Source organism: Burkholderiales bacterium, assembly GCA_035560005.1.
Lineage (GTDB): Bacteria > Pseudomonadota > Gammaproteobacteria > Burkholderiales > Eutrophovitaceae > DASRFY01.
Genome location: DATMAN010000082.1, coordinates 1 through 9640, shown reverse-complemented (window position 1 = coordinate 9640; position 9640 = coordinate 1). Strand labels below are relative to the sequence as shown.

At 65.6% G+C, this 9640-nt stretch carries 7 protein-coding genes; 5 read left to right on the top strand and 2 right to left on the bottom strand.

Annotated features, from left to right (window positions below):
• From VNM24_12335 to VNM24_12320, 4 genes are all read left to right on the top strand, one after another.
• A partial coding sequence (locus VNM24_12335; GenBank protein HWQ39373.1) for a hypothetical protein occupies positions 1–1143 on the top strand: 1143 nt, incomplete at its 5' end.
• Positions 1144–1146: 3 nt separating this feature from the next.
• Positions 1147–2250, top strand: a complete 1104-nt coding sequence (locus VNM24_12330; protein ID HWQ39372.1) for a DNA methyltransferase — start codon at positions 1147–1149, stop codon at positions 2248–2250.
• A gap of 26 nt (positions 2251–2276) precedes the next feature.
• On the top strand, positions 2277–4313 hold the full coding sequence (locus VNM24_12325) for a DNA methyltransferase (protein HWQ39371.1): 2037 nt from the start codon (positions 2277–2279) through the stop codon (positions 4311–4313).
• 2 nt (positions 4314–4315) lie between these two features.
• Positions 4316–7087, top strand: a complete 2772-nt coding sequence (locus VNM24_12320; GenBank protein HWQ39370.1) for a DEAD/DEAH box helicase family protein — start codon at positions 4316–4318, stop codon at positions 7085–7087.
• Here VNM24_12320 and VNM24_12315 read toward each other — a convergent pair.
• Entirely contained in the window at positions 7075–7605 is a 531-nt protein-coding gene (locus tag VNM24_12315) for a hypothetical protein (protein ID HWQ39369.1), read from the bottom strand. The two genes, VNM24_12320 and VNM24_12315, sit on opposite strands and share 13 nt — an antisense overlap.
• A 10-nt stretch (positions 7606–7615) precedes the next feature.
• Here VNM24_12315 and VNM24_12310 point away from each other — a divergent pair, with 10 nt between their 5' ends.
• The gene (locus VNM24_12310; protein HWQ39368.1) at positions 7616–8746 is read left to right on the top strand and encodes a type I restriction enzyme endonuclease domain-containing protein; all 1131 of its coding nucleotides are present in this window, start codon (positions 7616–7618) and stop codon (positions 8744–8746) included.
• Positions 8747–8908: 162 nt separating this feature from the next.
• Here the strand turns inward: VNM24_12310 and VNM24_12305 are convergent.
• On the bottom strand, positions 8909–9640 hold a 732-nt coding region (locus VNM24_12305; protein ID HWQ39367.1), incomplete at its 5' end, for an isocitrate/isopropylmalate family dehydrogenase.

The following is a 9640-nucleotide window of genomic DNA, read 5'->3' as shown; positions in this document are numbered from 1 at the left end:
GAACAGCAGAACGTGCGCAAACTGCGCGGCCTGTCTCAGGAACGCTGGGAGTCGCTCGTCAACCTGATCGACGCCAACGGCAACGCCACGCCGCTGGAGGACATCTGCCCTCTGCTCGACCTCGACCCACAGCGTCAGGAGGCCGAAGCGTTGGCCGCCCGCGGCAACATGACCGCCATCGTTCGCATGCTCCACGACAAGAGCAGCCAATTGATGGACATGCTCCTGCACGCGCTGAGCGAAGGCAAGCTGTGCGTGATCGACGTCTCGCAGATGCGCGGCGCCCAGTCTCTCGTGCTGTCCGGCTTGATCCTGCGGCGCATCTTCGACCGCAATCAGAAAGAGTTCACCGCCGCGGACCCGAAGACCATCCCGACGATCGCGGTCGTCGAGGAGGCGCAATCGGTGCTCAATGAAGCGGCGTCCGCCTCCGAGCCGTACATCGCCTGGGTGAAGGAAGGTCGCAAGTACGATCTCGGCGCGCTGTTGATCACACAGCAGCCGGGCAGCATCCCGGTCGAGATCCTGAGCCAGGGCGACAACTGGTTTATCTTCCACCTGCTGTCAGCCGCCGACCTCACGGCGCTCAAGAAGGCCAACGCTCACTTCTCGGAGGACCTGCTCAGTTCGCTCTTGAACGAGCCGATCCCGGGACAGGGCGTCTTCTGGAGCTCGGTCGGCGGCAAGCCCTACCCGGTGAGCCTGCGCGCCCAGTCGTTCGAACGGCTGTTCGCGCTGCGCGATCCGAACTACAACGGTGCCGCGGGCAACACCTACGCAACGCGCCTGCGCGCGGTGTTCACGGATGCGCCGGCGCCCGCCCTGGTTTCGCCGCAGCCGGACCGCCCCCAGGAAGGCGAAGCGCCAGTGGATGTGAAGGCGCTGATCGAGGACCGGGCGATCGAGGCCCTGGCCCGCGACACCAACATGATGTCGAAGCTTCAGTCCGCCGACGGGGTCGCGTGGGGCGCGTTGAAGGCGTTCTTACTCAACCAACTGCCCGATCAGCTCGATGATCGCGACACTATTGCTTACTACCTCGTACGGAAGGCGCTGGACCGGCTCATCGGCCCGCAGAACCAGGCCTGGGAGTCGTACCGCCACCCGACCCGCAACACCACCTATGTCAGGCGGAAGAGCTGACCGATGGTGAGGCTCGATTCCCACGCGCTCGCGCTCAACGGGCTCTGCCCGTACTTCACGATGTTCCCGCTATCGTTCCCGCTATCGGTGCTCGCCTCCCACGCGGAACGCGGCGACGAGGTGCTCGATCCGTTCTGCGGCCGCGGGACGACCAACTACGCGGCGCGCCTGCTCGGACTCGGCAGCGTCGGCGTGGACGCGAGTCCCGTTGCTGCAGCCATTACGGCGGCCAAGCTGGTGGCGATAGAGCCGGCCGCCGTGGTCGCCGAGGCGCGGCGCATTCTGCAATCGGAGCCGCCGATTGCCGTCCCCGAAAGCGAGTTCTGGCAATGGGCATTCCATCGGGACGTGCTCGCCGATCTGTGCCGGCTGCGCGCCGCGCTGCTGCGGGGCTGCACCTCGCCCGCGCGCCTGGCGTTGCGCGGGCTGCTGCTCGGCGCGCTGCACGGACCACAGCAGCGCACATTCCCGAGCTATTTCTCGAACCAGTGCCCCCGAACCTACGCGCCCAAGCCGGACTATGCGGTCCGCTATTGGCGCGCGCACGGGCTTCGCGCACAGCGCGTCAACGTCCTCGCCATCATCGAGCGACGAGCGGAACGGTACTTCGCGCACGGCCTGAGCGCGCCCGGGCAGGCGCGGCTGGCGGACAGCCGATCTCCCGCCGCCCTGCGACCGCGCGCGCCGAGGCGACGGTTCCGCTGGATCATCACCTCGCCCCCGTACTACGGCATGCGCACCTATGTCGCCGATCAATGGTTGCGGTACTGGTTTCTCGGCGGGCCGGACGCCGTGGATTACAGCCACGGCGAGCAGATCGGTCACGGAAGCCCCGAAGCGTTCGCCGAGGATCTGCGCAAGGTCTGGAAGAACGTGGCCGGCGTGAGCGTAGGAGACGCGCGACTGGTCGTACGCTTCGGCGGAATCGCGGACCGCGCCGCGGACCCGCTGACGATTCTCAAGGAGTCGCTGCGCGACAGCGGCTGGCGCATCCAGACGGTGCGCCCCGCCGGAACTGCCCATGGCGGCAAGCGTCAGGCGGACACTTTCCTGCGTGACTCGAGCAAGCCGAGAACCGAATACGACGTCTGGGCCCGGCGGGCCTAAACGATTACAGAGAACGAAAGCCCCCCATGGCGAAGATCGAAATCACGAAAACCGAGATGGTCTGGCCCGGCAAGTACAACGAGGACGGCACGCTCAAGGAGGTGCCGCGGGTGAGTCTGCCCTTCCAGGTCATCGAGACCGTCAACGAGAGCCGCGCCACGCGCGAGGCCAAGAAGGGCGGCGTGCAGGGAACGCTCTTCGACGTCTACGAGGGCAAGGAGGGCGACACCTTCGAGGCGGGCTGGCGCAACAAGCTCATCTGGGGCGACAACCTGCTGGTGATGGGGTCGCTACTGGAGAAGTTCGCGGGGAAGATCGACCTCATCTACATCGATCCGCCGTTTGCGACGGGGGCGGATTTCTCATTCACGGCAGAGATTGGTGAGAAGGGTCAGCGCATTGAGAAGGATCCATCGGTCATTGAGGACAAGGCGTATCGCGACACCTGGGGACGTGGATTGTCGAGCTATCTCCAGATGATGTGGGACCGATGCTCCCTGTTCCGCGATCTGTTGAAGCCCACGGGGCATGTGATCGTGCACGTGGAACCGGCAGTGAGTCCTCATCTTCGACTTGTCCTGGATGGCATCTTTGGCGCTGAGAACTATCGCAACGAGATCGTGGTCCATCGCCCGATTACAAAGAACCTTCAGCGCCAGTTCGACGTCGTTACCGCGCTGCCCCAGGGGCATGACGTGTTGCTCTGGTACTCGTGTCATCCTGATTCCAGAGTGCCCAATCTCCTTGTGCCGTACGAGTCGCCAAAGCCGGAAGGCTACTGGCATCGATTCTGGAGTGGCGCAGACCGTCCGACCATGCGCTACGAGCTCCTTGGTGAGAAGCCCACTCACGGCCAGTGGAAGTGGGAACGTGAGCGTGCGCTCAGAGCGGTGGCGAACTACGAGCGGTTCCTGAAGGAGGCAAAAGGGCGTTCATTGGTCCAGTTCTGGCGGGACACGGGCGAGCAACTTGAGTTCATACGACGCTCGGAGAGCGGAACGGTTGAAAACTGGTTTTCCCCGAGCGACGACAAGGTTGGCGATACGGTATGGGACGACGTGAAGGCGTATGAAAACCAGAAGGACTACGCCACTCAAAAGCACGAAGAGTTGCTCGATCGCGTCATAGGCTGGCTGAGTCGGCCCGGTGGTCTCGTCGCCGACTTCTTCTGCGGTTCTGGCACCACGCTTGCCGTCGCCGAGAAGCTCGGCCGCCGCTGGATCGGGTGCGACCTCGGCCGCTGGGGCATCCACGTCACCCGAAAGCGCCTCCTCGGCATCGAGAACTGTAAACCGTTCGAGGTCCTGAACCTCGGCAAGTACGAGCGCCAGTACTGGCAGGGCGTGACCTTCGGCGAGGCGAAGGACAAGTCGCTCACCGAGCAGGCGCTCTATGAGTACCTCGCCTTCATCCTCAAGCTCTATGGCGCCCAGCTGGTGGCGGGCATGGCGCATCTGCACGGCAAGAAGGGCCGGGCGATGGTGCACATCGGGGCGGTGGACGCGCCGGTGACGATTGCCGAAATCGACGCGGCGGTGGACGAGTGCGCGAAGCTCAAGCAGGGCGAGCTGCACGTGCTCGGCTGGGAGTGGGAGATGGGCCTCTACGACCTGATGGTCGAGGCCGCGAAAAAGAAGGGCGTGAAGCTCCTGCTCCTGCAGATCCCGCGCGAAGTGATGGAGCAGCAGGCCGCCGCCAAGGGCGACGTGCGCTTCTTCGAGCTGGCCTATCTCGAGGCCGAGATCGAGCGGCCGAAGAAGCTCACCGCGCAGGTGGTGCTCAAAGACTTCGTCATCCCCAACACCGAGCTGATCCCCGAGGACGTGCGCGGCAAGGTGAAGAAGTGGTCGGACTACATCGACTACTGGGCGGTGGACTGGGACTTCCAGAACGATACCTTCATGCAGGGCTGGGTGGCCTACCGCACGCGCAAGGAGCGCAAGCTCTCGCTCGTCTCCGACGCGCACACCTACGAGAAGCCGGGCAAGTACCGCATCCTCGTCAAGGTGATCGACATCTTCGGCAACGACACCTCGCAGGCCTTCGACGTGGACGTGAAGTAGCCATGCCGAAGTCCGTCATCGCCTACGACAAGGACCTGCCCGAGATTCCGGGCCGTCGGCCCTGGGAGAAGCCGACCTCCTACCTGGTCAAGGACGACGCGGCCGCGACCGGCTGGCGGGAGGAGACCTCCGGCCGCCGCCCGAGTCGCCTTCTGCTGGTGCCGAGGATCCGCGCCGCGGTGGACGCGTGGCGGGAGAGCGGCTACGAGGGCGCCTCCGACGTCACCCGGCGGCTCTTCGAGTACTGGTTCGAGGAGGACCACGAGGTCCCCGGCTTCGGCGTGCCGTTCCGGTACTACTTCTGCCAGCGCGAGGCGATCGAGACGCTGGCCTGGCTGGTCGAGATCGCCGGCCAGCGCGACGCGCAGAAGCTGATCCAGGCGCACGCGACGATCTTCGAGAAGGACCTGTTCTCGAAGAACATTGAGTTCCAGACCAGGCTGGAGAACGGTAAGCCGCAGCGCATTGTGCGCCGCTATGTGCCGGAGCTCGACCGTGATGGCGAGCAGGACCTGCCGCCGGAAAACCTGCGCCGCTTCGCCTTCAAGATGGCCACGGGCTCGGGCAAGACCTGGGTAATGGCGATGGCCATCGTCTGGAGCCGCTTCCACAAGCAGCGCGTGCCGGGCTCGGAGCTCTCCACCAACTTCCTGATCGTCGCGCCCAACGTCATCGTCTACCAGCGGCTGGAGAAGGACTTCGCCGCCAACCGCATCTTCTACGAGCTGCCGCTGATCCCGCCGGAGTGGCGCGGCGCGTTCAGTCAGAAGGTGATCCTGCGCGGGGAGGCGGCCGAGCCGGATCCGTCCGGCAACCTCTTCCTCACCAACATCCACCAGCTCTACGAGTCGCGTGACGAGGAGTGGACGCCGGCCAATGCGATCGAGGCGCTGCTCGGCAAGAAGCCGGCGAAGGATCTCGCCGCCTCTGGTCAGCGCTCGATGCTGGAGCGGGTGAAGTCGCTGAAGGACCTGGTGGTGCTCAACGACGAGGCGCACCACGTTCACGACGAGGACCTTGCGTGGAGTCAGTCGCTGCTGGCGATTCACCGCGCGCTGCCGCAGGGGCTCTCACTCTGGCTCGACTTCTCGGCCACGCCCAAGGACCAGAACGGGATGTACTTCCCCTGGACCGTGTGCGACTACCCGCTCGCGCAGGCGGTGGAGGACCGCATCGTCAAGGCGCCGCTCATCGTCACCAAGGAGGACGACCCGAAGCAGCCCAAGGACGACCCGGACGGGGTCACCAAGGACAACATCGGCGAGAAGTACGGCTACTGGCTGCGCGCCGCGGTGCAGCGCTGGAAGGAGCACCACAAGGTCTACAAGCAGCTCGGCACGCGGCCGGTGCTGTTCATCATGGCCGAGAAGAACGTCTACGCCGATGCCATCGGCGAGTACCTGTGGAAGACCAAAGAGTTCGGCTTCAAGGAGTCGGAGGTCCTGGTCATTCATACCGACGCCGCCGGCGAGATCACCAAGAAGGACCTCGACGTGGCGCGCGAGGCCGCGCGCGACATCGACAAGGCGGAAAGCCGGATCAAGGCGATCGTCAGCGTGATGATGCTGCGAGAGGGTTGGGACGTCCGCAACGTCACCGTGGTGCTGGGACTTCGCCCGTTCACCGCGAAGGCCGAGATCCTTCCGGAGCAGGTAATCGGTCGCGGGCTGCGGCTGATGACACAGGTGAGTCCGGACCGGACGCAGACCCTGGAGGTGCTCGGCACTCGCAACCTGCTCAACGTTCTGCGGACTCAACTCGAAGCAGAAGGCGTGGGTGTGGCCAGCACCAAGACCGACCCGCCGCCGCCCGTCATCATCGCGCCCGTGCAGGAGCGGCTCAAGTACGACATCGCGATCCCCATCACCAACCCGAGCCTGGAGCACGATGTCCGCAAGCTTTCGGACCTCGACGTGGCCGCGTTGGAGGCGATCTACGACCAGGAGGATCTGGCCGAGCCGTTCCGCGTCAAGCTGCGGCTCGAGTTCGCGACCACGGAGACGGAGGTGCACCAGTCGGACATCGCTGCGGGTGAGCTCCCGGCCGCCCAGGAATTGCTCGCCAGCGTCACGAACAAGGTCATCGACCGTGCCAAGCTGCCCAACCGCTTTGCCGAGCTGTACCCATCCGTGCGGGACTACGTCGCGACCCGGTGCTTCGGTAAGTCGGTCGATCTCGATGACGAGGCGCTCCGTTCGCACCTCGCCCGGCTGGAGCTGCAGGAAGGCATCGCCAAGTACCTGGCGCGGAAGATCGCCGAGCTGACGATCGAGCGGCGCGCGATCGAGTTCGACAAGGCCGACTTCCGGCTCTCGGCGACGAAACCCTTCAGTTGGCGTCGAAACCTCCCGCCGCTCGAGGCGAAGAGGACTGTCTTCAACTACGTCGCTACGTATAACGACTTCGAGCGGCGGTTCGCCCAGTTTCTGGACAAAGCGTCCGATGTCCTCCGCTTCGCGTCGCTCGGCACGACCGAGCAAGGCGAGTCCGGCACGCAGTTCCGCGTCGACTACCTCAAGCCGAGCGGAGCAATCGGGTTCTACCACCCGGACTGGGTGGTGGTGCAGAAGTCGAAGGCGGGCGAGGTCAACTGGATCATCGAGACCAAGGGCCGCGTGTGGGAAGGCACGGCGGCGAAGGACGAGGCGCTCAAGACTTGGTGTGAGCGGGTCAGCGCGGCGACGGGCGCGGTCTGGAGGTATGTGCGGATCAATCAGACTGACTTCGACAGTGGTGGAGCAACGACCTTGGCAGCTTTGCTTCAACCGTCGTGATCGCCGACGAGGCGCACCGCAGCCAGTACGACTTCATCGATGGCTTCGCGCGCCACATGCGCGACGCCCTGCCGCACGCCTCCTTCATCGGCTTCACCGGCACGCCGATCGAGCTCGCGGACGCCAACACGCGCGCCGTGTTCGGCGACTACATCAGCGTCTACGACATCCAGCGCGCGGTGCAGGACGGCGCGACGGTGCCGATCTACTACGAGAGCCGCCTGGCCAAGCTCGCGCTCGACGAGACGGAGCGGCCGAAGATCGACCCGGACTTCGAGGAGGCCACCGAGGGCGAGGAGGTCGAGCGCAAGGAGAAGCTCAAGACCAAGCGGGCGCAGCTCGAAGCCGTCGTCGGCGCTTCGAGGCGGCTCGAGCTCGTGGCACGCGACATCGTCGAGCACTTCGAGAAGCGGTGCGAGGCGATGGACGGCAAGGCGATGGTCGTCTGCATGAGCCGCCGCATCTGCGTCGAGCTGTACCGGGAGCTGGTGAAGCTCCGTCCTGCACACGATGTACATCGACAAGCCGATGCGCGGCCACGGCCTGATGCAGGCCATCGCGCGCGTAAACCGCGTCTTCAAGAACAAGCCCGGCAGTCTCGTCGTGGATTACCTCGGCTTGGCGCACGAGCTCAAGGCGGCGCTCGCGACGTACACGGAGAGCGGCGGCACGGGCCGCACGGCGCTCGATCAGGACGAGGCCGTGGCGCTCATGCTGGAGAAGTACGAAGTCTGCTGTGGCCTCTTCCACGGCTTCGACCGGTCGCGCTGGACGACCGGCACGCCGCAGGAGCGCCTGGGCATGCTGCCTGCCGCGCAGGAGCACATCCTCGCGCAGGAAAACGGCAAGGACCGCTGCGTGCGGGCCGTGCGGGAGCTATCGCAGGCGTTCGCGCTCGCCGTGCCGCACGAGCAGGCCCTGCGCATCCGCGACGACGTGGCCTTCTTCCAGGCCGTGCAGGCGGTGCTGGCCAAGCGCGCGCCGGGGGAAGCGCGGCCCGAGGAGGATCTCGACCAGGCCGTGCGGCAGATCATCTCCCGCGCGGTCGCGCCCGAAGGAGTCGTGGACATCTTCGCGGCGGCCGGGCTCCAGAAGCCCGACCTCTCGATCCTCTCCGACGAGTTCCTGGCCGAGGTCCGCGGCATGCCCCAACGGAACCTCGCGGTCGAGCTGCTGCAGAAGCTGCTCAAGGGCGAGCTCGCGACCCGGCGCCGCAAGAACGTCGTGCAGGCCCGTTCCTTCGCCGAGATGCTGGAGCAGACCATCCGCCGTTACCAGAACCGCGCCATCGAGGCCGCGCAGGTGATCGAGGAGCTGATCGCACTGGCCAAGGAGATGCGCGAGGCCAGCGCGCGCGGGGAGCAGCTCGGCCTCTCCGAGGACGAGCTGGCCTTCTACGACGCGCTGGAGACGAACGACAGCGCGGTCAAGGTGCTCGGCGATGAGACGCTCCGCGCCATCGCGCGAGAGCTGGTCGAAACGGTGCGACAGAACGTGACCATCGATTGGACGCTGCGCGAGAACGTCCGCGCGCAGCTCCGCGTGCTGGTCAAGCGCATCCTGCGCAAGCACGGCTACCCGCCGGACAGGCAGGAGAAGGCGACGCAGACGGTGCTGGAGCAGGCGGCGCTCCTGTCTGCGCAATGGGCGGCGGCGTGAAAGCGAGCCGCGGCAACGTGCTGCTCTGCTCACCACCTCATCCGCCCGGAGCCCGGGCGAAAAGAGAAACAGCCAGCAGGCGCGGGCGTACAACGCGTTGGTCCTCGGGTCGCCTGGGGTGGAGCGGCCGGCACGACGGCTTCGGCGCCCGGTCGGAATAGGTCAAACCGCCGCCGCGACCGCGTCGCCCATCTCGGTGGTGCTCGCCCTGCCGCCGAGATCCGGGGTAAGGTGCCTCGCCTCGGCCATTACCTTCTCCACAGCGGCATCGATCCGTTCTGCAGCAGCGACCGCCCGCGGCTCACCGCGCTTGCGCCCCAGCCACTCGAAGAGCATCTTGCCCGACATGATCATCGCATAGGGATTGGCGATGTTCTTTCCGGCGATGTCCGGCGCCGAGCCGTGGGTCGCCTGCGCCATCGCCTGGCGCTCCCCAACGCACAGCCCGGGCGCTAGCCCCAGCCCGCCCACCAGCCCCGCGCCAAGATCGGTCAGGATGTCGCCGAACTGGTTGGTGGTCACCACCACATCATAGACCTGCGGGTTCATGACGAGCTTCATCGCCATGCTGTCCACCATCACCTCCTCGAACGCCACATCGGGAAATTCCTTCGCCACCTTGCGGCATTCCTCGGCGAACATCCCGCAGCAGACGCGATACACCGGCTCCTTGTGCACGGCGGTCACTTTCTTGCGCTTGCGGGTGCGCGCGATCTCGAAGGCAGCCCGCGCGATGCGATTCGAGCCGCGCCGGGTGATCACGCGCGAAGCGATCGTTATCTCGTCGTTGGGACGGAATTCGCCGGCACCCATTACCACCGTGTCGGATGACTGCATTCCCTCCGTCACCTCGCGCAGGAACACGATGTCCACACCCTGGTGGATCGATTTCAC

Excerpts from the sequence above, each read along its gene's own strand:
- VNM24_12330 (HWQ39372.1), top strand. The coding sequence starts at position 1,147 with ATGGTGAGGCTCGATTCCCACGCGCTCGCGCTCAACGGGCTCTGCCCG.
- VNM24_12325 (HWQ39371.1), top strand. The coding sequence starts at position 2,277 with ATGGCGAAGATCGAAATCACGAAAACCGAGATGGTCTGGCCCGGCAAG.
- VNM24_12320 (HWQ39370.1), top strand. The coding sequence starts at position 4,316 with ATGCCGAAGTCCGTCATCGCCTACGACAAGGACCTGCCCGAGATTCCG.
- VNM24_12315 (HWQ39369.1), bottom strand. The coding sequence starts at position 7,605 with ATGTACATCGTGTGCAGGACGGAGCTTCACCAGCTCCCGGTACAGCTC.
- VNM24_12310 (HWQ39368.1), top strand. The coding sequence starts at position 7,616 with ATGCGCGGCCACGGCCTGATGCAGGCCATCGCGCGCGTAAACCGCGTC.